This window comes from Micrococcus sp. CH7, from assembly GCF_001595485.1.
Taxonomy (GTDB): Bacteria; Actinomycetota; Actinomycetes; order Actinomycetales; family Micrococcaceae; genus Micrococcus; species Micrococcus luteus.
Genome location: NZ_LOSQ01000004.1, coordinates 79,139 through 104,100, shown reverse-complemented (window position 1 = coordinate 104,100; position 24,962 = coordinate 79,139). Strand labels below are relative to the sequence as shown.

Annotated in this window: 20 protein-coding genes; 12 read left to right on the top strand and 8 right to left on the bottom strand. The window is 76.3% G+C overall.

Annotated elements, in window-relative coordinates; genetic code table 11:
* Positions 1–52 precede the first annotated feature (52 nt).
* The 3 genes from AUV08_RS01795 to AUV08_RS01785 all read right to left on the bottom strand — a co-directional run bounded on the left by AUV08_RS01795 (position 53) and on the right by AUV08_RS01785 (position 2,432).
* The gene (locus tag AUV08_RS01795) at positions 53–277 is read right to left on the bottom strand and encodes a DUF3107 domain-containing protein (protein ID WP_002854967.1); all 225 of its coding nucleotides are present in this window, start codon (positions 275–277) and stop codon (positions 53–55) included.
* 120 nt (positions 278–397) lie between these two features.
* Complete coding sequence (locus AUV08_RS01790; RefSeq protein WP_061867028.1) at positions 398–1,054, bottom strand: TetR/AcrR family transcriptional regulator; 657 nt, start codon at positions 1,052–1,054, stop codon at positions 398–400.
* Between the two features lie 25 nt (positions 1,055–1,079).
* Entirely contained in the window at positions 1,080–2,432 is a 1,353-nt protein-coding gene (locus AUV08_RS01785; RefSeq protein ID WP_061873073.1) for a glutamyl-tRNA reductase, read from the bottom strand.
* Positions 2,433–2,568: 136 nt separating this feature from the next.
* Here AUV08_RS01785 and hemE point away from each other — a divergent pair, with 136 nt between their 5' ends.
* The 6 genes from hemE to AUV08_RS01755 are packed head-to-tail and all read left to right on the top strand — an operon-like array spanning position 2,569 to position 9,392.
* Positions 2,569–3,792: a uroporphyrinogen decarboxylase gene (hemE, locus tag AUV08_RS01780; protein ID WP_061867026.1), complete on the top strand. Its 1,224-nt coding sequence runs from the start codon at positions 2,569–2,571 to the stop codon at positions 3,790–3,792.
* Positions 3,789–5,297, top strand: coding sequence for an NAD(P)/FAD-dependent oxidoreductase (locus tag AUV08_RS01775; protein ID WP_061867025.1), 1,509 nt, complete (start codon positions 3,789–3,791; stop codon positions 5,295–5,297). The genes hemE and AUV08_RS01775 overlap by 4 nt, the downstream gene beginning before the upstream one ends.
* Positions 5,298–5,347: 50 nt before the next feature.
* Complete coding sequence (gene hemQ, locus AUV08_RS01770; protein WP_036314319.1) at positions 5,348–6,064, top strand: hydrogen peroxide-dependent heme synthase; 717 nt, start codon at positions 5,348–5,350, stop codon at positions 6,062–6,064.
* Positions 6,064–7,413: a ferrochelatase gene (locus AUV08_RS01765; RefSeq protein ID WP_061867024.1), complete on the top strand. Its 1,350-nt coding sequence runs from the start codon at positions 6,064–6,066 to the stop codon at positions 7,411–7,413. Before hemQ ends, AUV08_RS01765 begins: the two co-directional genes overlap by 1 nt.
* 4 nt (positions 7,414–7,417) lie before the next feature.
* Positions 7,418–8,551, top strand: coding sequence for a hydroxymethylbilane synthase (gene hemC, locus AUV08_RS01760; RefSeq protein WP_061867023.1), 1,134 nt, complete (start codon positions 7,418–7,420; stop codon positions 8,549–8,551).
* A gap of 1 nt (position 8,552) precedes the next feature.
* On the top strand, positions 8,553–9,392 hold the full coding sequence (locus AUV08_RS01755; protein WP_061867022.1) for a uroporphyrinogen-III synthase: 840 nt from the start codon (positions 8,553–8,555) through the stop codon (positions 9,390–9,392).
* A 27-nt stretch (positions 9,393–9,419) separates the two neighbouring features.
* Here the strand turns inward: AUV08_RS01755 and AUV08_RS01750 are convergent, their stop codons facing one another.
* The 3 genes from AUV08_RS01750 to brnQ all read right to left on the bottom strand — a co-directional run bounded on the left by AUV08_RS01750 (position 9,420) and on the right by brnQ (position 12,276).
* Entirely contained in the window at positions 9,420–9,701 is a 282-nt protein-coding gene (locus AUV08_RS01750; RefSeq protein WP_061867021.1) for a hypothetical protein, read from the bottom strand.
* A gap of 99 nt (positions 9,702–9,800) precedes the next feature.
* Positions 9,801–10,871 carry an NYN domain-containing protein gene (locus AUV08_RS01745; protein ID WP_061867020.1) on the bottom strand — a complete coding sequence of 357 codons (1,071 nt, stop codon included), beginning with the start codon at positions 10,869–10,871 and terminating at the stop codon, positions 9,801–9,803.
* A gap of 10 nt (positions 10,872–10,881) precedes the next feature.
* Positions 10,882–12,276 (bottom strand): branched-chain amino acid transport system II carrier protein, encoded by a 1,395-nt coding sequence (gene brnQ / locus AUV08_RS01740; RefSeq protein WP_036314330.1) that lies wholly within the window; start codon positions 12,274–12,276, stop codon positions 10,882–10,884.
* A 107-nt stretch (positions 12,277–12,383) separates the two neighbouring features.
* Between brnQ and hemB the strand changes: the two genes are divergently transcribed.
* Positions 12,384–13,370 (top strand): porphobilinogen synthase, encoded by a 987-nt coding sequence (gene hemB / locus AUV08_RS01735; RefSeq protein ID WP_036314332.1) that lies wholly within the window; start codon positions 12,384–12,386, stop codon positions 13,368–13,370.
* The gene (gene hemL / locus AUV08_RS01730; RefSeq protein ID WP_061867019.1) at positions 13,367–14,692 is read left to right on the top strand and encodes a glutamate-1-semialdehyde 2,1-aminomutase; all 1,326 of its coding nucleotides are present in this window, start codon (positions 13,367–13,369) and stop codon (positions 14,690–14,692) included. Before hemB ends, hemL begins: the two co-directional genes overlap by 4 nt.
* A 28-nt stretch (positions 14,693–14,720) precedes the next feature.
* Here hemL and AUV08_RS01725 read toward each other — a convergent pair whose 3' ends face one another.
* The gene (locus AUV08_RS01725) at positions 14,721–15,407 is read right to left on the bottom strand and encodes a 3'-5' exonuclease (RefSeq protein ID WP_049147285.1); all 687 of its coding nucleotides are present in this window, start codon (positions 15,405–15,407) and stop codon (positions 14,721–14,723) included.
* A 44-nt stretch (positions 15,408–15,451) separates the two neighbouring features.
* Here AUV08_RS01725 and AUV08_RS01720 point away from each other — a divergent pair, with 44 nt between their 5' ends.
* Genes AUV08_RS01720 through AUV08_RS01710 form a run of 3 tightly spaced genes read left to right on the top strand, consistent with a single transcriptional unit; the run spans position 15,452 to position 22,811 of the window.
* The gene (locus tag AUV08_RS01720) at positions 15,452–15,862 is read left to right on the top strand and encodes an MGMT family protein (protein ID WP_061867018.1); all 411 of its coding nucleotides are present in this window, start codon (positions 15,452–15,454) and stop codon (positions 15,860–15,862) included.
* On the top strand, positions 15,859–19,299 hold the full coding sequence (locus AUV08_RS01715) for an ATP-dependent DNA helicase (RefSeq protein ID WP_061867017.1): 3,441 nt from the start codon (positions 15,859–15,861) through the stop codon (positions 19,297–19,299). Before AUV08_RS01720 ends, AUV08_RS01715 begins: the two co-directional genes overlap by 4 nt.
* Positions 19,287–22,811: an ATP-dependent DNA helicase gene (locus AUV08_RS01710; RefSeq protein ID WP_061873072.1), complete on the top strand. Its 3,525-nt coding sequence runs from the start codon at positions 19,287–19,289 to the stop codon at positions 22,809–22,811. The genes AUV08_RS01715 and AUV08_RS01710 overlap by 13 nt, the downstream gene beginning before the upstream one ends.
* Here AUV08_RS01710 and AUV08_RS01705 read toward each other — a convergent pair.
* The gene (locus AUV08_RS01705) at positions 22,786–23,892 is read right to left on the bottom strand and encodes a phosphotransferase (RefSeq protein ID WP_041105121.1); all 1,107 of its coding nucleotides are present in this window, start codon (positions 23,890–23,892) and stop codon (positions 22,786–22,788) included. The genes AUV08_RS01710 and AUV08_RS01705 overlap by 26 nt on opposite strands.
* Before the next feature lie 72 nt (positions 23,893–23,964).
* Here AUV08_RS01705 and nudC point away from each other — a divergent pair, with 72 nt between their 5' ends.
* Entirely contained in the window at positions 23,965–24,954 is a 990-nt protein-coding gene (gene nudC / locus AUV08_RS01700) for an NAD(+) diphosphatase (protein WP_036314348.1), read from the top strand.
* Positions 24,955–24,962 lie beyond the last annotated feature (8 nt).

Here is a 24,962-nt window from a genome sequence, read left to right as displayed (position 1 = left end):
CAGGGGCCGAGACGACGCACGCCCCGGCGGATCACCGGGGCGTGCGGGCGGGTCAGGAGGCGGCGAACCCGAGCGGGCCCGACTTCTTCGCGCCGATCTCCACGAAGCCGATGCGGTCGCCGGGGACGACCACCTGGCGGCCCTTGGCGTCCGCCAGGACCAGCGGGGTGCCGTCGGCGACGGCGGCGTCCACGAGGGAGCGGACCTCGTCCGCCGACTGCTCGCTGTCGATGACGACCTCGCGGCCGACGTGCTGCACACCGATGCGGATCTCCATGGGGAACCTCTTCTCTTCGTCGCGTCCTGTGCGGTCCGCCGTCAGCCTACGGGACCGCTCGGCGGGGTGGACGGGCGCCCCCGAGGTTCACCCGCGGGCGAAACGGGCCGGACGGCCGGGTCAGCGCGGCGCGTCGTCCGCGGAGGGCAGCGAGGCGAGGCCGCGCCAGACGAGCGCGTCCACCGTGCGGGCCATCTCGGCGGCGGCGGGGCGGGCATCGGCGTCGAGCCGGTCCGCCCAGTGGCGTGCGGCGCCCAGGAGATAGCCGACGAGTCCGCGGGAGAGCACCTCGGCCTCGGCCTCGGCCACGGTGGTGTCCGCGCGGATGGTGCGCGCGACCTCGGAGGAGAGCAGCCGGTGGACGGCCTCGCTGCGCGTGCGCACCTCCGGGTCCGCGTCGATGCCGGAGTCGAAGATGAGGCGGTGGGTCCGCTCGGGGGAGGCCATGTACTCGAACACGGCGGCGACGGTGGCCCGCACCCGTTCGCGGTTGTCCCGGCGGGTGTCCATCGCCGCCTCGAGAAGCGCGCGCAGGTTCGCGACCTCGGCGTCCAGCAGCTCGAGGAAGAGCTCGTGCTTGCTGGGGAAGTGCTGGTAGAGGACCGGCTTGGAGACCTCGGCCCACTCGGCGATCTGCTCCATGGAGGCCCCTGCGTACCGCTCGGCGGCGAAGACCGCGCGGGCGCAGTCCAGCAGCTGGCGGCGACGCTCGTGCCGGGGCAGACGACGGCCTCGCCCGGGCTCGTCGGGCGCGGTGGCGGCGGGGTGGGCGGTCACGGGGTCCTCCTGGCGCGGGGCGGGCTCACGCGATGCGCGCGGCGCCGCCCTCGTCCTGGTGCGCGGGGCAGGCCGCCTCGACCGTGCCCACGGCGGGGGCGGGGCGGCCGGGGGCCTCGATCCCGAAGACCGCCTCGAGGGCGTCCTCATAGCGGTCGAGCCGGCCCTCGGCGGCGAGTCGCTTGGCGCGCACGCTGGGCTCGTGCAGGAGCTGGTTCACCATGCGGCGCAGGGCGAACTCCACCTCCTCGGCGGCCGCCGTGCAGCCGTGGCGGGCGCGCACGCGCTCGAGCTCCCGGTCGAGCACGCCGAGGGTGTGGCGGCGCAGGGCCTTGATCGCCGCGTCGGCGCTGCGGCCGCGCTGCGCGGCGCGGTACTCCTCGACGGCGTCGTCCACGAGCGCGCGGGCCTCGGCGACGGCGACCTCGGCCTGTTCGGGTGCGGCCAGCCGCACCGACTCGAGGGTGACGAGGTCGACGTCCGGCAGGTCCGCGACCGCCGGGTCGAAGTCCCGCGAGAGGGCCAGGTCGACCACCGTGAGCGGGCGCCGCCCGCCCTCGCGCAGCTCCTGCAGGCGCTCGGGGCTGATCTGGCGTTCGCCCCCGGAGGAGCCGATGATCACGTCCGCCTCGGCGACGGCGCCGGCCACGGCCTCGCCGCCGAGCGCGAGGGCCCAGCCGCCGCGGTCCGCGACGAACTGCTCCGCGCGGCCCGAGGCCGAGTGCACGCCGACGGTGGTCGCGCCCCGGTCCGCCAGCTGCGCGAGCGTGGTGCCGGCGTAGGCGCCCGTGCCGATCAGCAGGATGGTGGCCCCGGCCCAGAAGTCGCGCTGGGCCGCGGCGTCGGTGAGACCGCGCAGCTCCTCCGCGAGGTCCAGGGCGACGGAGACGACCGAGCGGCCGGCCGCGCCGAGCGCCGTGCGGGAGCCGACGTCCTTGGCCGTGCGCGTGGCGGACTCGAAGAGGCGGACGAGCGGGCCCGAGGCGGTGCCGGCCTCCTGGGCCGCCGTCAGGGCGCGCCGGACCTGACCGGCGATCTCGCGCTCGCCCACCACGGCGGAGTCCAGTCCGGCGCCGACCTCGAAGAGGTGACGGGCCGTGGCGTCGGCGTCGAGCGTGCGGAACGCGGCGTGCACGTCCTCGTCCGGCAGGGAGGTGGAGGCGGCGACGGCGGACAGCAGCCCCGCGCGGGCGGCCTCGACGCCGACCCCGTCGGCCTCGGCGTAGATCTCCACGCGGTTGCACGTGGCCAGGACGACGGCGCCCGCCGCACCGCTGCCGGGCAGGGCGGGCCCGACCCCGGTCGCGCCGGCGCTGAGGCGGGCGACCGTGTCCAGGTCCAGGTCATGGTGGGAGGCGACGAGAGAGAAGACAGTCACAGCGGGCCAAGTCTAGCCCCGACCGCCCCGCCCGTCCGGGAAGGCGGACCTGACCCGGGCGCCGTCGACGAGTGTGACGGCGCTCACGGAGGACGCGGATGTGCCACCGCGACACGACCGGTGGGACACTGGGGGCATGTCCGCCCTGTCCCAGACCCCCGAGACCCCCGCGGCCGTCCCGGCACTGCCCGCCGCGCACCCGCTGCGCACCGAGGATCCGTCACGCTCGACCGCGGCCAGCCCGCTCCTTCGCGCGCTGCGCGGCCAGCGCCCCGACCGCCACCCCGTGTGGTTCATGCGGCAGGCCGGCCGTTCGCTGCCCGAGTACCGCCGGGTGCGCGAGGGGATCGGGATGCTCGACTCCTGCCTCATGCCGGACCTGGTCCGGGAGATCACGATGCAGCCGGTGCGCCGCCACGACGTCGACGCGGCGATCTTCTTCTCGGACATCGTGGTCCCCCTGCGCCTGGCGGGCGTGGACGTGGAGATCCAGCCCGGCGTGGGCCCCGTGCTCGGCCAGGCCGTCCGCACCGCCGACGACGTCGCCGCGCTGCCCGTCCTCGAGGACGCCGCCCTGGACGTGATCCGCGAGGCCGTCGCGGCCACCGTCGCCGAGCTGGGCCCGCGCCCCCTGATCGGCTTCGCCGGCGCCCCCTTCACGCTGGCGGCGTACATGGTGGAGGGCCGTCCCTCCCGCGACCACTTCGGCCCGCGACGCATGATGCACGCCGACCCCGAGACCTGGGCCGCCCTGGCCGGCTGGGCGGCCACCGTGTCCGGCCAGTTCCTGCGCGCCCAGCTCGAGTCCGGCGCCTCCGCCGCGCAGCTGTTCGACTCGTGGGCCGGTTCGCTCTCGGCGGACGACTACCTCGAGCACGTGCAGCCGCATTCGACGGCGGCCCTCGCCCATGTCGCCGACCTCGCCGGGCCCGGCGTCCCCGACGGCGCCCCGCTCCTGCACTTCGGCACGGGCACCGGAGAGTTCCTGCACCACATGCGTGACGCGGGCGCGACCGCCGTCGGCGTGGACCACCGCCTCACGCTCGCCGAGGCGCACCGCCGGCTCAGCGCGAACCCCGGCCCCGACGGACGCGGCGCCGTGCCCCTGCAGGGCAACATCGACCCGGCCCTGCTCGCCGCCCCGTGGGAGGTCCTCGAGGCCCACGTGCGCGACGTCGTCGCCTCCGGCGCCGTCGCGCCCGGCCACGTCGTCAACCTCGCCCACGGCGTGCCGCCGGAGACGGACGCGGCCGTGCTGACCCGCGTGGTCGAGCTAATCCACTCCCTGCCCGTGCCGGAGCGGGAGGGCCAGGACCCGGCACCGGGGGTCGAGACCGCCGAGCGGGAGGAGCGCGCATGAGCGGCACGGCGCTCGTGGTCGGCGGCGGCATCGCCGGCCTCGTCGCGGCCCACCGACTGTCCACGGCGGGCTGGGACGTGACCCTCGCCGAGGCCACCTCCGTGCTCGGGGGCGCGGTCTCCCCGCGCTTCCTCGACGTCCCCTCGCACGGCGAGACCGGGGCCCCCGAGACCCAGACCCTCGAACTCGACGGCGGCGCCGAGTCGTTCGCCGTCCGCGGCGCCGCCGTGCGCGCGCTCGTGGAGGAGCTCGGGCTGGGCGAGAAGATCGTCGCGCCCGAGCCCCTCGGCTCGTGGCTGCACGGTCCCGCCGGCCCCGTGCGCGCCCCGCGTCTCGGCATCGTCGGCATCCCGGGCGACCTCGACGCCGAGGACCTCGCCGCCGCCCTCACGCCGGCCGGCCTGGAGCGCGCCCGGCAGGACGCCGAGGCCCCCATGGATCGCTGGGCCGCCGCGCTCGCGGCCGGCGAACCGGTGACCGTCGCGCAGGTCGTGGCCGACCGCCTCGGCGACGAGGTGCTCGACCGCCTCGTGGCCCCCGTCGTCGCCGGAGTCCACTCGGCCGACCCCGCGGTCGTCGAGCTGGAGCGCGTGGCCCCCGGCCTGCTCGCCGCCGCCGTGGAGCACGGCGGGCTGGCCGCGGGCGTCGCCGCGCTGCGGTCCACCGGGACCCCCGGCTCGCTCGTGGCCGGTCTGGACGGCGGCATGGTCCGCCTCACCGGCCGGCTCGTCGAGGCGCTGCGCGAGGACGGGGCCACCGTCCTGCGCGGCGTCCGGGTGGCCGCCCTGTCCCGCGTGCCCGCCACCGGCGGCTGGTGGGCCCAGATCTCGGACCGGGACGACGAGGTCGTCCGCGGGCTCGACGTGGACCGCGTCGTGCTGGCCGTGGACGGCGTCACCGCCTGGGACCTGCTGGCCCCGCTCTCGGCCGAGGCCCTGGACCCCGGCGCCGGCCCCGCCCTCGGCGAGGGCATCGCGCTGGCCACGCTCGTCGTCGAGGCCGCGGGCCTGGACGACGCGCCACGCGGCACCGGAGTGCTGGTCGGCGCCGGGACGGACGTGGCCGCCAAGGCCCTGACCCACGCCACCGCCAAGTGGGCGTGGCTGCGCGAGGTCGTCGCGCGGCCACAGGAGGGCGGCGTCGCCCGTCATCCCCATCGCCACGTGCTGCGCCTGTCCTACGGCCGCCAGGGCGGCGGGCCCGAGGCGCTGGGCCACCGCAGCGCGGACGAGGAGCTGCTCGCGCAGGCGCTCGTGGACACGGCGACTCTCACCGGGGTGCCGCTGGCGGAGGAGGACGTCGTCGCCCGCACCGTCACCCGCTGGCGCCGCTCCATCCCGCCGCAGGCCGGCCCCGACCGCGCGAAGGCGGACACGCTGATCGACTGGGCACGGGACGTGCCCGGCCTCGAGCTCGTGGGCAGCTGGGTGCACGGCACCGGGCTGGCCGCCGTCGTCGCCGGCGTGGACCGCACCCTCGGCGCCGACGCGCCGCCCGCGGGTTGACCTCGCCCCCAGACCACCCCTGACGCAATCGGATCTCAAGGAAGAGGACCATGACCAAGGACAGCACCACCACCCCTGCCGAGGCCGGCAAGGACTGGTTCACCACCTACACCGTGTTCGCCCGCCCACAGGGCGAGCCAGGCTGGCTGGGACTGGAGGGCCGCGACGCGAAGAAGGCCGCCAAGGAGTTCGACGAGGCCGTCGCGCGGGTGGCCCAGACCGGCGTGACCGTGCGCGGCGTCTACGACGTCTCGGGCATGCGCGAGGCCGGCGACGTCATGGTGTGGATGTACGGCCAGGTGCCCGAGGACCTGCAGGCCGCCATCCGCGAACTGCGCCGCACCCGTCTGCTCGAGGGCACCACGATGGTGCTCTCGGCCATGGGCGCCGATCGCATGGCCGAGTTCAACAAGGACCACGTCCCCGCCTTCGCCATGGGCCGCAAGGCCCTGAAGTGGCTGTGCTTCTACCCGTTCGTGCGCTCGTACGACTGGTACCTGCTGGACCCGAAGGAGCGGGCCCGCATGCTCCGCGAGCACGGCCAGCTCGGCCAGGACTTCCCGCAGGTATGGGCGAACACCACCAGCGCGTTCGGCCTGAACGACTGGGAGTGGCTGCTGGGCCTCGAGGCGGACGAGCTGACGGACCTGGTGGACATGATGCGCCACCTGCGCAACAACGAGACCCGCCTGCACGTGCGCAGCGAGGTGCCGTTCTACACCGGACGCCGTCTGGAGACCGCCGAGATCGCGGAGGTGCTGGCCTGATGACCGCCGCCCCCGAGCCCCGCGCCGACGCGCCCGTCCACACCGGCCCGGACGCCGGCGTCGCCCCGGCCCTCCGGACGCCCGAGAAGGCCGCCGCCGGCGTCGACTACGACGTGTGCGGCGTGATGGCCCCCAAGGACTACGACGCCCTGCTGCTCGCCTCCTTCGGCGGGCCCGAGGGTCAGGACGACGTGATCCCGTTCCTGCGCAACGTCACGCGCGGGCGCGGCATCCCGGACGAGCGCCTCGAGGAGGTCGCCACCCACTACCGCGCCAACGGCGGCGTCAGCCCCATCAACGCGCAGAACCGCGCGCTGAAGGCGGCCATCGAGGCCGAGCTGGCCGCCCGCGGCCTGGACCTGCCCGTGTACTGGGGCAACCGCAACTGGGAGCCCTACTTCCCGGACACCCTCGCGCGGATGCACGCCGACGGGCACCGCCGCATCCTGACGGTCACCACCTCCGCGTACTCCTGCTACTCCTCGTGCCGCCAGTACCGCGAGGACATGGGCATGGCCATGGAGCAGACCGGCCTGACCGGGAAGGTGGACCTGGACAAGACGCGCCAGTACTTCAACCACCCCGGCTTCATCGAGCCGTTCCGGGACGGCCTGCGCGCGGACCTGGCCTCGCTGCGCGCGGAGCTGGGGGACGACGCGCGGATCCACGTGCTCTTCGCGACCCACTCGATCCCCACCTCCGACGCCGCCGCCGCCGGCCCGCGCGGCCTCGCCGCCGACCTGCGCGCGCAGGCGGGGGCGGAGCCGGGCGACGAGGGTGCGGACGTGTACTCGGCGCAGCACCTCGACGTGGCCCGCGAGATCCTCGCCGGCGTGCCCGAGGCCGCGGACGTGCCGTGGTCGCTCGTGTACCAGTCGCGCTCCGGCCCGCCCTCGGTGCCGTGGCTCGAGCCGGACATCAACGACGCGATGGAGCACCTCGCGGGCGAGGGCGCCGAGACGGACGCGCAGGGGCGCGCCGTGGCGGGCTTCGTCGTCGTGCCGCTGGGCTTCGTCTCGGACCACATGGAGGTGGTCTGGGACCTCGACACCGAGGCCAAGGAGACCGCCGAGGGGCTGGGCGTGGGGTTCCGTCGCAGCCCCACCCCGGGCACCGACCCGCGGTTCGTGGCCGGGCTCGTGGACATCGTGGAGGAGCGGCTGGGCCGCCGCGAGGGCCGCGCCGCGGCCGGCTGCTTCCCGGCCTGGTACGACGTGTGCCGGCCGGACTGCTGCGCCAAGGTGATGCGGGACGGCTCGACGCGGCCGACGACGTCCGCGGTCGACGCCGCCGTGCGCGGGCTGGCCGAGCACGAGGCGGGCGCCGCGGCCCCCGCCGAGGAGGCCTGAGACCGTGACCCCCCTGCGCATCGGCACCCGGGGCTCCGCCCTGGCGACCACGCAGACCACCCACGTGGCGGAGGCGCTCACGGAGCGCTCCGGCCTGGCCCACGAGCTGGTGGTGATCCGCACCGAGGGCGACGTCACCACCGGCTCGCTGGCCTCGCTGGGCGGCACCGGCGTGTTCGCCTCGGCGCTGCGGGCCGCCGTGCTCGACGGCGTCGTGGACGCGGCCGTGCACTCGCTCAAGGACCTGCCGGCCGCCCAGCCGGAGACCCTCGAGATCGCCGCGGTGCCGGCCCGGGCCGACCTGCGGGACGCCCTGTGCGCCCGCGACGGCCTCACCCTGGCGACCCTGCCCGAGGGCGCCCGGGTGGGCACGGGCTCTCCGCGCCGCGTGGCCCAGCTCAAGGCGCTGCGCCCGGATCTGGAGCTCGTGGACATCCGCGGCAACGTGCAGACCCGCCTGGCCCGCGTGCCCGGGCTGGAGCAGCACGACGACCACGCCCCGGCCGCCGTGGGTTCGCCCCGCGGTGACCTCGACGCCGTGATCCTGGCCTGTGCCGGGCTCGACCGGCTCGGCCTGGACCACGTGATCACCGAGCGGATCGACCCGGAGGTCATGGTGCCCGCCCCCGGGCAGGGCGCCCTGGCCGTGGAGATCCGGGCCGAGGACGAGTCCTTCCTCGGTCGGGCGCTCCTGGACCCCCAGGCGCCGGTCGGGAGGCTGCACGCCGCCCTCGAGCTGGTCGACGATCGGGACACCCACGTGGCGGTCACCGCCGAGCGGGCCCTGCTGCGCCGCCTCGAGGCCGGCTGCGCCGCGCCGATCGGGGCCGTGGCCCGCGTGACCGACGGCGAGGCCGGCGCGCCGCGCATCGAGATGACCGCGATGGTGGCCGCCCTCGACGGCTCGCGCGTGCTGCGCCGGACCTCGTCCGTGCAGCTCGACCCGGTGCCGGCCGACGTGGCCGGCGACCCGGCGGCCGCCGACGAGTGGCTCGAGGACACCCTGTTCGTGGCCGCGGAGGCACTCGGCGTGCACGTGGCCGAGCAGTTCGTGGCCGAGGGCGCCGACCTGCTGCCCGGCACGGTGCGCGGGGTGGACCGGGGCGACGGCGCCCCGCGGCCCGACGACCCGGCCTGAGATGCGCGTCCTGCTCACCCGCCAGCCGGCCCAGGCCGGCGACCTCGAGGCCGGTCTCGCCGGCGCCGAGGTGGCGGGGCGGCGGCTGCGGGTCGGCTTCCTGCCGCTGACCGACTTCGCGCTGCCCGACGACGACGGCCCCCTGCGCGCGCTGCTCGCGGACTGGGCGGGGGCCGACGGTGATGCGGCCGGGCCGGTGCGCTCGGACGGGTCCCGCTGGCTCGTGCTGACGAGCCCCAACACCGTGCGCGCACTCAGGGCCGTCAGCTGGGACGGCCATGTCCCGGCGGGCGCGCGGATCGCGGTCACCGGACCGGGCACGGCACGGGTGCTGACCGAGGCGGGCTGCGACGCGGCGCCGTGGCTGCCGCCCGAGGACCGCTCCGCCGATGGCCTGATCGCCGGACTCGCCGCCCTGCATCCCCGCGGCGCCCGCGCGTGGCTGCCCCAGTCCGATCGGGCCCGGTCCCGCCTCGCCGACGGCCTGCGCGCGGCGGGCTGGGACGTGCGGACCGGGCTCGCCTACCGGACGGTGCCGTATCCGGCGCAGGTCGGCAGGCGGCTGCTCGACGGGGCGGCAGACGAGGGCCGGGGGGACGTCGTGACGCCCGCGCGGTTGGCCGCGGTCGCGGCGGGGACCGCCGTGGTGCTCACCAGCTCGTCCGCGGCGGAGGAGTTCGTGGCCGCGGGCCTGACGCCGCTGGTGGGGGAGCGGGTGCGGCTCGTGGCGATCGGCGCGCCGACCCGTGACACGTGCGCGCGGCGGGGTCTGCCCCTGCTCGGGACGGCCCCCACGCCGGACGCGGCCGGAGTGCTGGCCGTGCTGCGCGCTGCGGCCTGAGCCGCCCGTCCGCACTCGAGGCGAGGCTCAGTCGGGGCGGCCGCCGTCCCGGTCGGTCGCGTCGTCCTCCGTCGACGCCGGGCCGGCGTCGTGCGTCTCGTCCTCCGGCACGCCGGTGGCGGCGGCCATGATGTCCACCCGCGGATCGCGCAGGATGGCGACCGAGACGTTGGTGAAGCCCGTGTTGGCGAGCAGCTCCGAGGCCTCCTCGTCCGTCAGGTCGTACGCGTGCGCGAGCATGCGCACGTTCTCCGTGTAGAAGGCGTGCAGGCGGTCGACGCCGCGCAGGAAGCCCAGAGTGTTCCCCATGGCGGGGAGCCTACCGGGCGGGCGTGGTGGCCGGGTGGCCGGCGGGTGAACGGCTGGTGGACCGGCCCGCCGGCCGCGGGGGACGACGGGCCGTGCCGCTCAGCCCTCGGCGCGGCGGCTGCGGCGGCGGACCAGCGAGACCTCCATGGTCCGGCCCTCGGTGCGGGTGCGCAGGTACGGCTGGTCCTCCACGAGGGTGGAGAGCTTGGAGTGCCCGAAGTCGCGCGGGTCGAAGTCCACGTGGGTGCGGCTCAGGTGCTGGCCGATCAGGGACAGCGTGGCCCAGCCGTCGTCGGTGCTCGTGGCGTTGACGGCCTTGGTGAGCGCGGCCTGCAGGTCGATGCGCGGGGCGGCGTCGGCCTCGTCGTGCTCGGGCTCGGCCTCGACCGGCACCTCGGGCGGGGTCGGGTCCTCGGTGACGTCCGACGGCGACGCACGGCGGCCCCGCCGACCGGCCCCGGACTTCGCCTGCGGGCCCTTCCCGTCCTTGCCGGCGGCGTCCCCGGCGGGCGCCTCGTCGGCGCCGGGGGCCTCGGCGTCCGCGACGTCCGCGTCCGTGGCCTCGGGGGTGTCGGCGGCGTCGGTGGTCTTGGACCCGCGACCGCGGCCTCGACCGCCGCGGCGGGACCCCGAGCGGCCGGAGCCCTCGGACGCCTTGGCGTTCTCCTCCTTGGCGGGGGCGTCCTCCCCGGTCTCGTCGTCGTCGACGTCGTGGTCCGTGGCGGTGCCGAGCAGCTCGAGGTAGATGAACTGGTCCACGGCGTTGCGCAGCGAGGCGGGGGTCTTGCGGGCGCCCAGGCCGATCACGCGCTTGCCGCCCTCGCGCAGGCGGGTGGCCAGGCGCGTGAAGTCGGAGTCCGAGGAGACGAGGGCGAACGCGTCCACGTTGCCCATCCAGAGCAGGTCCATCGCGTCGATGATGAGCGCGGAGTCCGAGGAGTTCTTGCCCACGGTGTAGGCGAACTGCTGGACCGGCTGGATCGCGTGGTGGTTCAGCGCCTTCTTCCAGCCGTTGAGGTTGGTCGTGGTCCAGTCGCCGTACGCGCGCTTGATCGTGGGGGTGCCGTAGGTGGCGAGCTCCTCGAGGATCAGGGGGGCGAACTTGGGGGAGACGTTGTCGCTGTCCATCAGGACGGCGATTCGCAGGGATGCGGGGGTGGGTTCGGGCATGTGTCCCACCCTAGTCGGCGGCGGTGCGCCCGTGGCCGGCGGTGACCGGGATCGCCTCCCGCTCGCCCCGGCGGGGGCGGGGCCGCGAGGCGGCGGCCACTGTGCCGACGACCAGCCCGACGAGCGCCGGGACCACCCAGCCGAAGCCGACCGCGTAGCCGGGCAGCACCCGGCCGGCCAGGCCCGTCAGGGCGGTGACGGGCGGCGTCGTCGCGAGCGCCTCCGGCAGGGCGCCCAGCAGGTCGAAGAAGGCGGCGAGCCCCGTGCAGGCGACCACCCAGCGGGCCACCGCCGGGTGGTCCCGCACCCAGGCCCAGGCGAGACCGAGCAGGATGACGACGACGGCGATCGGGTAGAGGAACATCAGCACCGGGACGGACCAGGCGATGATCGCCTCCAGGCCCAGGTTGGCGAGCGCGAAGGACACGACGAGGAAGAGGCTCGCCCACAGCCGGTAGGACCCGGGGAACATCTCCGCGAACATCTCGGTGCACGCCACGATCAGTCCGATGCAGGTCTTCAGGCACGCGACGACGACGATGGCCGCGATGAGGTACACGCCCGCCGCGCCGAAGAAGTGGCTCGCGCTGCGGGCGAGGACGTCGCCGCCGTTCGCGGCCTGCGCGAACGCGCCGTGGCTCGTGGCGCCGACGTACGCCAGGGAGGCGTAGACCACCGCCATCGCCGCACCGCCGAGCAGCCCCGCCTTGCCCAGCTCCACCGCCATGCGGCGCGGGCCCGTCACGCCCAGGCGCCGGGCGGCGTCGACGATCACGACCGCGAAGGCGAGCGAGGCGAGCGCGTCCATGGTGTTGTAGCCGTCCAGCAGGCCCCGCACGAGCGCCCCGTCGGCGTAGGCGGGGGTCGGCGAGGGCAGGGCGCCCGTGCTCATCGGGGCCACGACGGCGGCCGCCATCAGGGCGCCGAGCAGGACCAGGAACGCCGGGGTCAGGTAGCGCCCCACCCACTCCATGAGCCGGCCCGGACGGAACGCCGCCACCGCGGCGACCGCGAAGAACGCCGCCGTGAAGCCGAGCAGCCGCAGGCCGCCGTCGCCCGCCAGGGGCGCGACACCGATCTCATAGGACACCGTGGCGGTGCGGGGGATGGCGAAGAGGGGGCCGATCGTCAGGTACAGCAGGCACGTGAACGCCACGGCGAAGCGCCGGGAGACGGGCGCCGTCATCTCACGGACCGAGCGCGCCCCCGTCACCGCCGAGGCGACGATGCCCAGGACCGGCAGCCCCACCGCCGTGACGAGGAAGCCGAGCGTGGCCGGCGTGACCGCGGCGCCCGCATCCCGGCCCAGGCCGGCGGGGAAGATCAGGTTGCCGGCGCCGAAGAACAGGCCGAAGACGAGCGAGGCCAGCAGCAGGGTCTGACCGGGGCGCAGGCGCGGGGGCATCACGGGCCTCTCGACGGCGAACGGGGCGCCATGACTGTACCCGGCGCGCGGTCAGCCTCCGCGCCTAGACTGGACGGGTCCCCGAACCAGGAGCGTGTGACCCCGTCATGTCCTTCCCGCTGCACCGTCCCCGGCGTCTGCGCCGGTCCGCCGCGATGCGCCGCCTCGCCGCCGAGACGCGCCTGCACCCCGCCGAGCTGATCCTGCCGGCCTTCATCAAGGAGGGCGCCGCCGAGCCCGTGCCGATCGCCTCGATGCCGGGCGTCGTGCAGCACACCGCGGACTCGCTCAAGGCCGCCGCGGCCGAGGCCGCCGAGCTGGGCCTGGGCGGCATCATGCTGTTCGGCGTGCCGACCACGCGCGACGCCGTCGGCAGCGCCGCCCTGGACCCGGACGGCGTCCTGAACCGGGCCATCCGGGACGTGAAGGCGGAGGTGGGGGACGGGCTCGTCGTGATGTCCGACCTGTGCCTGGACGAGTTCACCGACCACGGCCACTGCGGCGTGCTCACCGCCGAGGGCGCCGTGGACAACGACGCGACGCTGGAGATCTACGCCCGGATGGGCGTCGCGCAGGCCGAGGCCGGTGCGGACGTGCTCGGCCCCTCCGGGATGATGGACGGCCAGGTCCGCGTGATCCGGGAGGCCCTCGAGGGCGCCGGCCACCACGAGACCGCGATCCTCGCCTACGCCGCGAAGTACTCCTCGGCGTTCTACGGGCCGTTCCGCGACGCCGTCGACTCCCAGCTCACGGGCGACCGCAAGACCTACCAGATGGACGCCGCCAACCGGAGCGAGGCCCTGCTCGAGGTCGCCCTCGACCTCGAGGAGGGCGCGGACATGGTGATGGTCAAGCCCGCGATGAGCTACCTGGACATCGTGCGCGACGTGGCGGACATGGCGGACGTGCCCGTCTCCGCGTACCAGATCTCGGGGGAGTACGCGATGATCGAGGCCGCCGCCGCGCACGGCTGGATCGACCGGAAGGCCTCGATCGTCGAGTCCGTGCTCTCCATCCGGCGCGCCGGCGCCGACTCCGTGCTCACCTACTGGGCGGCCGAGCTCGGCCGCTGGATGAAGGAGGGGTCCCTGTGACCGCGTCCCAGCCGACCACCAACGCCGCCGCCTTCGCCGCGGCCCAGGCCGTCATCCCCGGCGGCGTCGACTCACCCGTGCGCGCCTTCGGCTCGGTGGGCGGCACGCCCCGGTTCATGGCCGGCGCACGCGGCCCGTACCTGACCGACGTCGAGGGCAACGAGTACGTGGACCTGGTCTGCTCGTGGGGCCCCATGCTGCTGGGCCACCAGCACCCCGAGGTCGTCGAGGCCGTGCACGCCGCCGTGGACCGCGGCCTCGGCTTCGGCACCTCCACGCTGGAGGAGACCGCGCTGGCCGAGCTGATCGCCTCCAAGGTCCCGGTCGAGCGCGTGCGCTTCGTGTCCACCGGCACCGAGGCCACCATGACGGCCCTGCGCCTGGCCCGCGGCGTGACCGGCCGCAACCTGATCGTGAAGTTCGCCGGCTGCTACCACGGCCACTCGGACGGCCTGCTGGCCGCGGCCGGCTCGGGCGTGGCGACCGCCGCCCTGCCCGGCTCCGCGGGCGTCACCGAGGCCGCCGCCTCCGAGACCCTCGTGGTGGACTACAACGACCGCGCCGCCGTCGAGGCCGTGTTCGCCGAGCACGATGAGCGCATCGCCGCGCTCATCACGGAGGCCGTGCCCTGCAACATGGGCGTCGTGGAGCCCGCCGAGGGCTTCAACGCGTTCCTGCGCGAGATCACCCGCCGCCACGGCGCGCTGCTGATCTGGGACGAGGTGCTCACCGGCTTCCGCGCCACCGCCACGGGCGGCTGGGGCCTGTCCGGACAGCCCGAGGGCTGGACCCCGGACATCTGGTGCTTCGGCAAGGTGATCGGCGGCGGCATGCCCGCGGCCGCCCTGGGCGGCTCCGCCGAGATCATGGACCACCTGGCCCCGCTCGGCCCCGTGTACCAGGCCGGCACCCTCTCCGGGAATCCGGTGGCCATGGCCGCCGGCCACGCCACGCTCTCCCGCGCCGACGAGGCCGTCTACGCGGCCGTGACGCGCGCCTCGGACGCCGTGCGCGAGGGCCTCGTGGCCGCGCTCGACGCCGAGGGCGTGGACCACTCGATCCAGCGGGCCGGCACCCTGTTCTCCCTGGCGTTCGGCACCTCCGGCACCGGCGTGCGGGACTACCGGGACGCCCAGGGCCAGGAGGTCTTCCGCTACGCCCCGTTCTTCCAGTCGATGCTGGCCTCCGGCGTGTACCTGCCGCCGTCCGTGTTCGAGGCCTGGTTCGTCTCCGCCGCCCACGACGACGCGGCGGTCACCCGGGTGCTCGACGCGCTGCCGGCCGCGGCGAAGGCGGCCGCGGCGGCGACGCCCCAGGCCTGAGACCCGAGCGCGGGTCGGGGCCGGGCGCTCAGCGCTCGGCCTCGACCGGCCAGTGGCGCGAGACGGTGGCCTGCGGGTCCTTGCGCCGCAGGTACTGCTCGAAGCTCTCCGCCTGCTCGGCCTTCCAGCGGACCTGCCGCTCGTGCAGGTCCGCCGGCGCGACGCGCAGCTGCTCGTACTGGGCGGCCAGGGCGTCGGCCACCTGGACGGCGGCGAGGGCGTCCGCCGCGGAGGTGTGCGCGTTCTCCAGGGTCACCCCGTAGTGCTCGGACACCGCGGAGAGCGTGCGCTTGCCCTTGCGGAACCGGTCCACCTGCTTGTCCAGCACGAACGGGTCGATCACGGGGCGGGCCTCGAGCGGCGTCAGCCCGTGGCGGCGCGCCTCCCGGTCCATCACCGTGAAGTCGTACACGCCGTTGAACGCCACCACGGGGATGCCCGCGGCGAACAGGTCCCGCAGGGTCTCGGTGATCTCCGTGACACCCTGCGCGGCGGGCATGCCCTCCGCCTGCGCCCGCTCCGTGGTGACGCCGTGGACCTCGGCCGCCTCGGCCGGGATGGGCACGCCCGGGTCCACGAGCCACTCGGCCGACGACGCGGCGCGGCCCTGCTCGTCCACCATCACCAGGGTGGCGGTCACGATCAGCGCGGTGCGCGGATCACGTCCGGTGGTCTCGAGGTCGAAGCCGGCGCGGATGCTCTCATGCCAAGTCACGCGCCTCACGCTACCCGGAGCGGCGGACACGACAGGATGGGGTCGTGACCGATCACCCTGTGCTCCCCGGCGCCCGCCACCGCGACGACGGACCGCTCACCCTCGGCGAGGGGCTCGAGGCGCTCGCCCGTCTGGTCCCGCCCGGACGCGCCGTCAGCTACGGGGGGCTGGCCGGCCTGCTGGGGGTCGGCGGTCCGCGGCAGGCCGGCCGGGCGATGGCCGAATCGAGCCCCGGCACGCCCTGGTGGCGCGTGGTCCGGGCCGACGGCTCGCTGCCTCCGGAGCTGGCCGCGCGGGCCGCCGTCGAGCACGAACGCGAGGCCATGCCCCGCACCCCGGCCGGGCGCATGGACCTGCCCCGGGCCCGCTGGGAGCCCGACGACGGCGCCGCGCGGGCGATCCGTGCGATCGCCGACCGTATCGTGTCCGGGCCCGGTGCGAGGATGAGGCCATGACCAGGGAACACGGGGTGGACCCCTTCGACGACGACGCGGCGGCGCCGGAACGGGCCGCTCGGCTGGTGCGCACGGCCGCCGCGCCCGAGGACCGGATCACGCTCACGGACGAGCAGGAGGCGATCGCCTCGCTCGCCCCCGGGCACGGCGCCGTGCTCGTGCTGGGCGCCCCCGGCACGGGGCGCACCACCGTGGCGGTCGAGTACGCGGCCCGCCGGATCGAGGCGGGGCTGGACCCCGAGTCCCTCCTGCTGCTGGCCCCGAGCCGGGATGCGGCGGCGCGGCTGCGTGACGCGCTGACCCGCCGGCTCGCCGCCGCCGGTCGGGGCACCCGCGCCGTCACCCCCGTGCGGACCTGGTCCTCCTACGCGTTCGACCTGCTGCGCCGTGCCCGCGTCACGGGACCGCTGAGGCATCTGGAGGTCGCCCCCCGGCTGCTCACCGGTGCCGAGCAGGACACGGTGATCGCCGAGCTGCTCGAGGGCTACGCCGCCGGCCTCGCCGCCGCGCCGGACTGGCCGGACGACGTCGCCCCCGCCGTGGAGGCGAGGGGATTCCGCCGTGAGGTCCGCGAGCTCGTGGACCGCATGAGCGAGCTCGGCCTCGAGCCGGGCCGCCTGCAGGAGCTCGGCACCGCCCACGGGCGCCCCGAGTGGGAGGCCGCGGCCGTGCTGCTGCAGGACTACCGGGACCGGATCGACCTGGGCATGGCCGAGGCGTTCGACGCCGCCGGGCTGCTGTCCGCCGCCGTCCGCGTGCTCACCGAGCGGCATCCCGAGGACCCGGAGCGCGACGCCGCGGCGCAGGCGTTCGTGGCGGCGGAGCGGGACCGCCTGGCCGTGCTCGTGGTCGAGGACCTCCACGAGGCCACCCCCGCCGTGCACGACCTGCTCACCGTGCTCGGACGCGGGCGGGACGTGCTGCTCACCGCGTCGCCGGACACCACCGTGGAGGGCTTCCGCGGCGCCCGGCCCGACCTCCTCGCCCGGTACCCCGGGGTCCTCGACCCCGATCCCGTGCCGGGGGCCGCCCCGCCCGCGTCCCCGGACGGGCGCGTCCGGGTGCTGACGCGCGGGCACCGCATGCGCGCCGAGGTCCAGGACGCCTACCTGCGCGTGGCCCGCCGGGTCCGCCAGCGCACCGCCGGCGTCGAACGGACCCGGACCGAGACCGTCCCGGCGGACGGTGACGGCGCCGTCCGCGCGCACGTCGTGCCCACCCGCGCCCACGAGGACCAGCTCGTCCTCGAACGGGTGCTGCGGGTCCACCACGAGGACGGGGTGCCCCTGGACCGGATCCTCGTGGTCGCCCGCTCCGGCTCCCGTGTGGCCGCGCTCGCCCGCCACCTGGAGGCCGAGGGCGTCCCCGTGCTGCGCGACGCCGCCGGGCTCGTGCTGAAGGAGGAGCCCGCCGTCGCGCCCCTGCTCACGCTGGTGGACGCGGCGGGGGCGCTCGCGGAGGATCCGGAGGCCCGGGTCGAGGACGTGCTCGACCCGGACGAGGTCGTGGGACTGCTCACCGGCCGGTACGGGATGGCCAGCGCGCTGCACGTGCGGCGGCTGCGCCAGGACCTGCTGGCCGCCGAGCGGGGCCGGGGCGGCCGGCGCACCTCGGACGCGCTGCTCGCCGCGGCCCTGCTGGACCCGAGCCTGGCCGGCCCCGAGCACGAGCGGCACCGCGCCCTGCGCCGCGTCCACTGGATGCTCCGGGACGGCCTGGAGGCCGCCCGCGCCCCCTCGGCCTCGCCCGAGACCGTGCTGTGGGCGCTGTGGTCCGCCTCCGGTCGGGCCGAGCGGTGGCGTTCGCTCGCGCTGCGGCCCGCCGAGCACGCGAACGAGCGCCGCGAGTCCCGCCGGGCGGACGCGGACCTCGACGCCGTCGTCGCCCTGTTCAAGGTGGCCGAGCGCTTCGTGGACCAGTTCCCGGGCGCGTCGCCCGAGTCGTTCGCCGTCTACATGGAGTCCCAGGACCTGCCCGTGGACACCCTGGCCCGCCGTGCCGAGTCCGGTGACGCCGTGCACGTGCGCACCCCTGCCGCGGCGGCCGGCCAGGAGTGGGACACGGTGATCGTCGTGGGCCTGCAGGAGGGCGTGTGGCCGAACACCCGGCTGCGCGGCCAGCTGCTCGGCGCCACCGACCTCGTGGACCTCGTGACCCTGCCCGCGGACGCCCCGTGGCCCACGGATCACCGCACCCGGCTGCGCGAGGTGCGTCAGGACGAGCTGCGCATGCTCGCGGCCGCGGTCTCCCGGGCACGGCGTCAGGTGGTCGTCACGGCCGTCCGCTCGCCGGATGAGGGCCCCTCCGACTTCCTCGACCTGGTGGACCCGCCCGAACGGCTGCCCGCCGAGGCGCGCGACGCCGCCGGCGTCCGGCGGCTCACCGCGGTCCCCGACCCGATCACGGCGTCCGCGCTCGTCGGCCGGCTGCGCCGCGTCCTGGAGGCCGGGGACGAGGCGGACGCGGCCGACGGGGCGACATCCCGGGCCGCGGCGGCCGCCGGCCTGGCGGTCCTCGCCGAGGACGGCGTGACCGTCGCGGACCCCCGACGCTGGTGGGGCCTGCTGCCGCTGTCCACCGAGGCCGCGCTCGTCGACCCGGAGCGCGAGGTCGTCGCGCTCTCGCCCTCCCGCGTGGAGACGGCCCTGCGCAATCCGCTGAACTGGGTGCTGTACCACGTCGGCGCGAACGCGGGCGGAACCCTCGCCCAGTCCGTGGGCACGCTCGTGCACTCGGTGGCCGAACACCACCCCGAGGGCGTGCCCGAGGACGTGCGCGCCGAACTGGAACGCCGCCTGCCCGAACTCGGCCTGCCGGAGGGCTGGATCACGGAGATCGAGCACGACCGGGCCCGCGGCCTGGTGGACGCCTACATCGGCTACTGGAGCATCGCCCGGGCGGCCGGGCGTCGGCCCGTGGCCCAGGAGGTGCGGCTCCTCGCGGACCTGACCTGGGGCGGGACCACCGTCCGGATCACCGGCGTCGTGGACCGGCTCGAGGCGGATGCGCAGGGCCGACCCTTCATCGCCGACCTCAAGACCGGCCGCAGCGCGCCCACCGGCGCGGAGATGGCGCGCCAGCCCCAGCTGGCCGCCTATCAGGTGGCCGTCCGCGCCGGCGGTCTGGAGCAGGTCCGGGACGACCCCGCCACGGACCCCGCCCTGCGCGCCGCGCTCGCCGGTCTGGAGCACCCCACGACACCGGCCGGCGCGGCCCTCGTCCAGCTCGGCGCCGGCACCCAGAAGACCAAGGTGCAGGACCAGCCGGCCCTCGAGGACGAGGACACCTGGGCGCTCGAGCAGGTGTTCACGGCGGCCCGCCGCACCACGGGGCCGCGCTTCCTCGCCCTCCACGAGGCCGGCGCCCGCCGGTGCGCGCTGCCCTCCGTCTGTCCGCTCTGCTCCGAAGGAAGGCAGGTCACCGAATGGCCCCGCTGACCGGCGATCCCGCCGCTCAGACCGATCGTCCGCGCGTCGAGGACGCGGTCCACTCCCCGGAGGACATCGCGGCGCGGCTGCGGCTGCCCCCGCCCACGGAGGAGCAGGCCGAGGTGGTCACCGCCCCGCTCACTCCGCGCCTGGTGCTGGCCGGCGCCGGCTCCGGCAAGACCGCCACCATGGCCGACCGCGTGGTCTGGCTCGTGGCCAACGGTCTCGTGCGCCCGGACGAGGTCCTCGGCGTCACGTTCACCCGGAAGGCGTCCGGTGAGCTCGCCGAGCGGATCAACGGGCGCGTGGACGCCCTGCTGCGCTCCGGCCTCGAGATCCCCGGCTTCGACGGGGAGCCCGAGGACCTGGGCCGCGCCTCGGTGTCCACGTACCACTCCTACGCCGGCGCGCTCGTCAGGGACCACGGCCTGCGGATCGGCGTGGAACCGGAGGCGCGGCTGCTCGGAGGCGCGGACGCCCACCGGCTCATGGGCGCCGTCGTGCGTTCGCATCCGGTGGTCGCGGACACCCTCGGCGTGGCCCCGTCCCGGCTCATCACGCAGGCGTTGCGGCTGGCCGGGGACATGGCCGAGCACCTGGTGAGTGCGGACGAGGTGCGCGAGTTCCTCGCCCGGCTGGCCGAGCAGGGGAGCGCCCTGCCGCTGCCCCCGCGCGCCAAGACCCCCTCGAAGGAGATCCAGGAGTTCCTGACCGGCCTGGCGGACCGCGCCCTCATGGCGGACCTCGTGGCCCGCTACGACGAGGTCAAGCGCGAGCAGGACGTGATGGACTTCGGCGACCTGCTGCGCCACGCGGCGCGCATCGCCGTCGAGGTGCCGGCGGCCGGCGAGCAGGAGCGCGCGCGGTTCCCCGTGGTGCTGCTGGACGAATTCCAGGACACCTCCCACGCCCAGATGCGGATCTTCGCCGGGCTGTTCGGCCCGCGCGGCCCCGAGGACGACGCGCCCGGGTTGGGGCACTGCGTCACCGCGGTGGGTGACCCCCACCAGTCGATCTACGGCTTCCGCGGCGCCTCCGCCGGGCAGCTCTTCGCCTTCCCGCACGCCTTCCCCCGACTGGAGACCGGCCCCGGCGGCGCCCCGCGGCGCGTGAACGCGGACGTCTCGCACCTGACGATCGCGTGGCGCAACGAGGAGTCGATCCTGGCGGTCGCCAACGCCGTCGCCGCACCGCTGAACGCCCACGCCGCCGCGACGGGCGGCGCGCCGGTGGAGGTGCGCACCCTGCGGCCCCGGCCGGGCGCGGGGGAGGGCGTCGTCCGGGTGGACCGGTTCGTCACCGCGGAGGAGGAGGCCGCCGACGTCGTCGCCCGCCTCGGCGCCCTCACCGGGTCCGGGCCCGGGGGGACCACCCCGAGCCGCGCCGTCCTGTGCCGCACCCGCGCCCAGTTCGGCCCCGTGCTGGACGCGCTCGACGCCGCCGGCCTGCCCTACGAGGTGCTCGGGCTCTCCGGGCTGCTGGCGCTGCCGGAGGTCGCCGAGGTGCTCGCCGTCCTCCACGTGCTGGCCGACCCCACGCGCAGCGACCAGCTCGTCCGCCTGCTCACCGGCCCGCGCTGGCGCATCGGCGTGGCCGACCTCGAGGTGCTGCAGGAGCGCGCCCGGTTCGTCTCGCGGCTGCGGGCCCGGCGGGCCGGCGGTGGGCGGGAGGACCCCGCCGGGGACGCCCCGGACCCGGCCCGGGACGTGAGCCCCGAGGAGGACGCCGACGCCGCCGCCCTGCTGGAGGCCCTCGACTCCCTGCCCGGGGAGGGGACGGACTGGGTCGGCTCCCGCGGCCGCGGCTTCTCACCCGAGGGCCTGGCCCGGCTGAGGGCCGTCAACGCCGAGCTGCGCCGGCTCTCCACGCGCACCGGGGAGGACCCGGCCGACCTCATCGCGGAGGTGATCCGTGAGACGGGGTTGGACGTCGAGGTGGCCCTGCGGCCCGGCGTCTCCGCGGCCGCGGCCCGGCGGCACTTGAACGCGTTCCAGGACGCGGCCCGCGACTTCGGCGCCGGCACCACGGCGACGGACCTGACGGCGTTCCTGGCCTGGACGGAGTCCGTCCTCGAGCACGAGGACGGCCTCGGCGTCGAGAACGCCGAACCCACCCCCGGCCTGGTCCAGGTGCTCACCGCGCACGCCTCGAAGGGGCTCGAGTGGGACGTCGTCGCGGTCCCCGGCCTGCAGGAGGGCACGTTCCCGTCCACGCGGGCGGACCGCTGGACCAGCCCCGGGGCCGGCGCGCTGCCGTGGCCCCTGCGCGGGGACCGCGCGTCGCTGCCGCAGTGGGACGGCTCGTGGGCCCAGGACCAGCGGGACTGGGTCCAGTCGGCCGGCACCAAGTACAGCTCCAAGGCGGCCCAGGAGGGCAACCCGGACCCCTATGCCGTGGCCGTGGCCGCCCACGCCGAGCGCGAGGAGCGGCGCCTGGCCTACGTCGCGTACACGCGCGCGCGATCCGCCCTGTGGCTGAGCACCTCCCTGTTCAAGGGAGTCAACAAGGAGCCCCTGCCGGCCTCGGCCTTCCTCGAGGAGGTGGCCGGTCTGGCGGGGGAGGTGCCCGGCGTCGCGCTCGGCCCCGCCCCGGCCGAGGACGACCTGCCCGAGGCCAACCCCGCCGCGGCCCGGACGCTGGTCGCCCGCTGGCCCTTCGACCCGCTCGACGGCCCGGAGGCCTTCGTCGCCGACCCGGAGGACCCCGAGGACGAGGAACGCTGGCAGCCGCTGCCGCACCGCTCCCGGGCCCGCCGGCACGGGGTGGAGGCGGCCGCCGCGGCCGTGCACGCCGCGGACCCGGCGGCGCTCGGGGACGACCCGGAGCTGGCCCGCCAGGTGGACTGGGTGCTGCTGCGCCGCCGGGACGTCGCCGGGACGGGCGGGGAGACCGCCCTGCCCGAGCACGTCTCCGTGTCCCTCTACGGCGAGCTCGCCGCCGACCCGCAGGCCGTGGCCGAGCAGCTGCGCCGGCCCCTGCCCCGGCCGCCCGCGCACGCGGCGCGACGCGGCACGGCGTTCCACGCGTGGCTCGAGGAGCGCTTCGGGGCCACCGGCATGCTGGACATCGACTCGGCCGAGGACGCCGCGGACCTGTGGGTCGACGAGGCCCTCGACCTCGGCCCGATGCAGGAGTGGTTCCGCTCCTCGCGCTGGGCGGAGCGCACCCCGGCCTTCGTCGAGGCCCCGGTCGAGACGACGGTCGGCGGGATCACGCTGCGCGGCCGGGTCGACGCGATCTACCGCTCCGGCGGCGACCCCCGCCTGCCCTTCGACCCCGAGGCCGACTGGGAGCTCGTCGACTGGAAGACCGGCGCCGTGCCGCGGGGCCGCGACCTCGAGCTCAAGTCGCTGCAGCTGGCCGTCTACCGGCTCGCCTGGTCACGGCTGCACGGGATCCCGCTGGAACGGATCGGGGCCAGCTTCGTGTACGTGGCCCACGGGCAGGAGCGCTCCTTCCCGGACCTGCCGGGGGAGGAGGAGCTCGAGCGTCACATCACGGACGCCCTGGCCCGCCGTTGATCGGCCGCACCACCTCGACGGCGGGCAGCGACCCCGTCTCCGGGTCCGCGGTCCTCGCGGCCGCGGCCTCCCGGGCGTCCTCCGCCGCATCCCGGGCGTCCTCGGCGGCGTCGGCGGCCGCGTCGGCCTCCGCCTGGCGCGCGGCCGCCTCCTGCGCGGCGCGCACGTCGCCCTCGAGCTCGGCCAGCATGGCCTCCGCCTCGGCGACCATCCCCTCGTCGTGCCGGTCCAGGCCCCGCGTGAGCCACTGGGCGAGGGCGAACTCGGCGAGCAGCGCCGCACGGCGCATCAGGTGGGCGTCGCCGTCGTCGGCGGCCCCCGCGTCGGCCCGCCGGGCCGCGTAGGCGTCGAGGACGCGGTCGGCCAGGTCCGGGTCCGTGGCGGCGGCCAGCCAGGCGACGTCGCCGGCCGGGTCGCCCACGTGCAGGTCCGTCCAGCCCGTCACGCCCACCACGCGGCCGCGCTCGAGGAGCAGGTTGTCCTCGTGCAGGTCACCGTGCACGGGCACCGGGGTGAACCGCCACAGGGCCTCCTCCTCCATGGCCTCCTCCCAGCGGCGCAGCAGCAGGGGCGGCACGCGGCCGGAGGTGGCCGCCTGGTCGAGGGCGTGGAGGTGACGCTGCCGGATCTGCTCCGCCGTGTAGGAGGGCAGGTCCGCGTGGTCCACGACATCCGAGGACAGCGTGTGGATCGCGGCCAGCACGCGGCCCACGTCCTGCACCGCGGGCTCGCCGAGCCGGGCCAGCTCCTCCAGGGTGACGGGACGCCCGGGCATGTCCTGGTAGACGAAGGTGCGCAGCCCCTCGAGCCGCACCGCGCCCGCCACGGAGGGCGTGCGGAACGGCAGGCCGGCGCGCACCGCCGGGGTCAGGCCCGCCAGCACCTGCAGCTCCGTCTCGAGACGGATGCCCGCCTCCGGGGTGCGGGGCGAGCGGACCCGCCACCGCTGGCCCTCACCGTCCACGACGACGGCGGTCGAGAAGTCCGCGGGGTCGTCCGGGCTCGCCTCCACGGAGACGGGGGCGAGGCCGGGGACGGCCGCGGCGGCCAGGGCTGCGAGACGAAGGGGCTGACGATCCACCCCTCCAGCCTAGGCGCGGAACGCCCTCCCCCGTCGTCGGGCGCACCGGAGACGGGTCGCTAGCCTGGACGCATGGCTTCCTGCCCCCCGTCGTCGTCCGACCCCACCGCCGCACCACCCCTGGCCCTGCCGCTGGCCCGCGAGGAGCTGGACCGCGGTGCCGTGGCCCGCCTCGACCCGGGCCACCTGGCGGCGTCCTGGGCGCGCGAGGGGACGGAGGTCCTGTGGCTGCAGGGCGGCCGCGCACCGGTCGCGGACGGCCGGCTCGTCTTCACCGCGCCCTCCGGTCCCGTGCCGGCCGAGGCCGCGTATCTGGGCCGCGGCACCGCGGCGGACCGGGGCCCGCACGGGCGGGAGCGCGAGGTGGTCTCCGTCGCCGTCGAGCCGCCGGCGGCCCTGCCCGAGGACGCGGCCGCCGCGCTCGCCGACGCCGTGTGGGTCGGCCTCCGCGATGCGGCCGCCGCCCTCAGCGACGCGGACACCGGGCTGTTCGTGGCCGCCGTCGCGAACGCCAACTGGCACGCCACCCACCGCTTCTGCGCGTTCTGCGGCGGCGTCACGGACGTCGAGGCGGCCGGCTGGGTGCGTCGCTGCCGCGACTGCTCCCGGGAGCAGTTCCCGCGCACGGACCCGGCGGTGATCGTGGCCGTCATCGACCCGGCCGGGCGGATCCTGTTGGGCCGCAACGCGGCGTGGCCCGAGGGGCTGTACTCCTGCCTGGCCGGGTTCGTGGAGCCGGGGGAGTCCCTGGAGCACGCGGTGGTCCGGGAGATCGCGGAGGAGTCCGGGATCACGGTGACGCACCCGCGCTACCGCGGCTCCCAGCCGTGGCCGTTCCCGCGCTCGCTCATGCTCGGGTTCACCGCCCTGGCCCCGGCCGGCGTCGAGCCGGTTCCGGACGGCGAGGAGATCCTCTCCGTGCGCTGGTTCGAGCGGAAGGAGCTCGCGCATCTGGCCCGCGAGGGCGACGTCACCCTGCCCGGGGCCGTGTCCATCGCGCGGGCGCTCATCGAGGATTGGTACGGTGGGATGCTGCCCGATGCGCAGACCCTGATCACCTAGGAGGACTC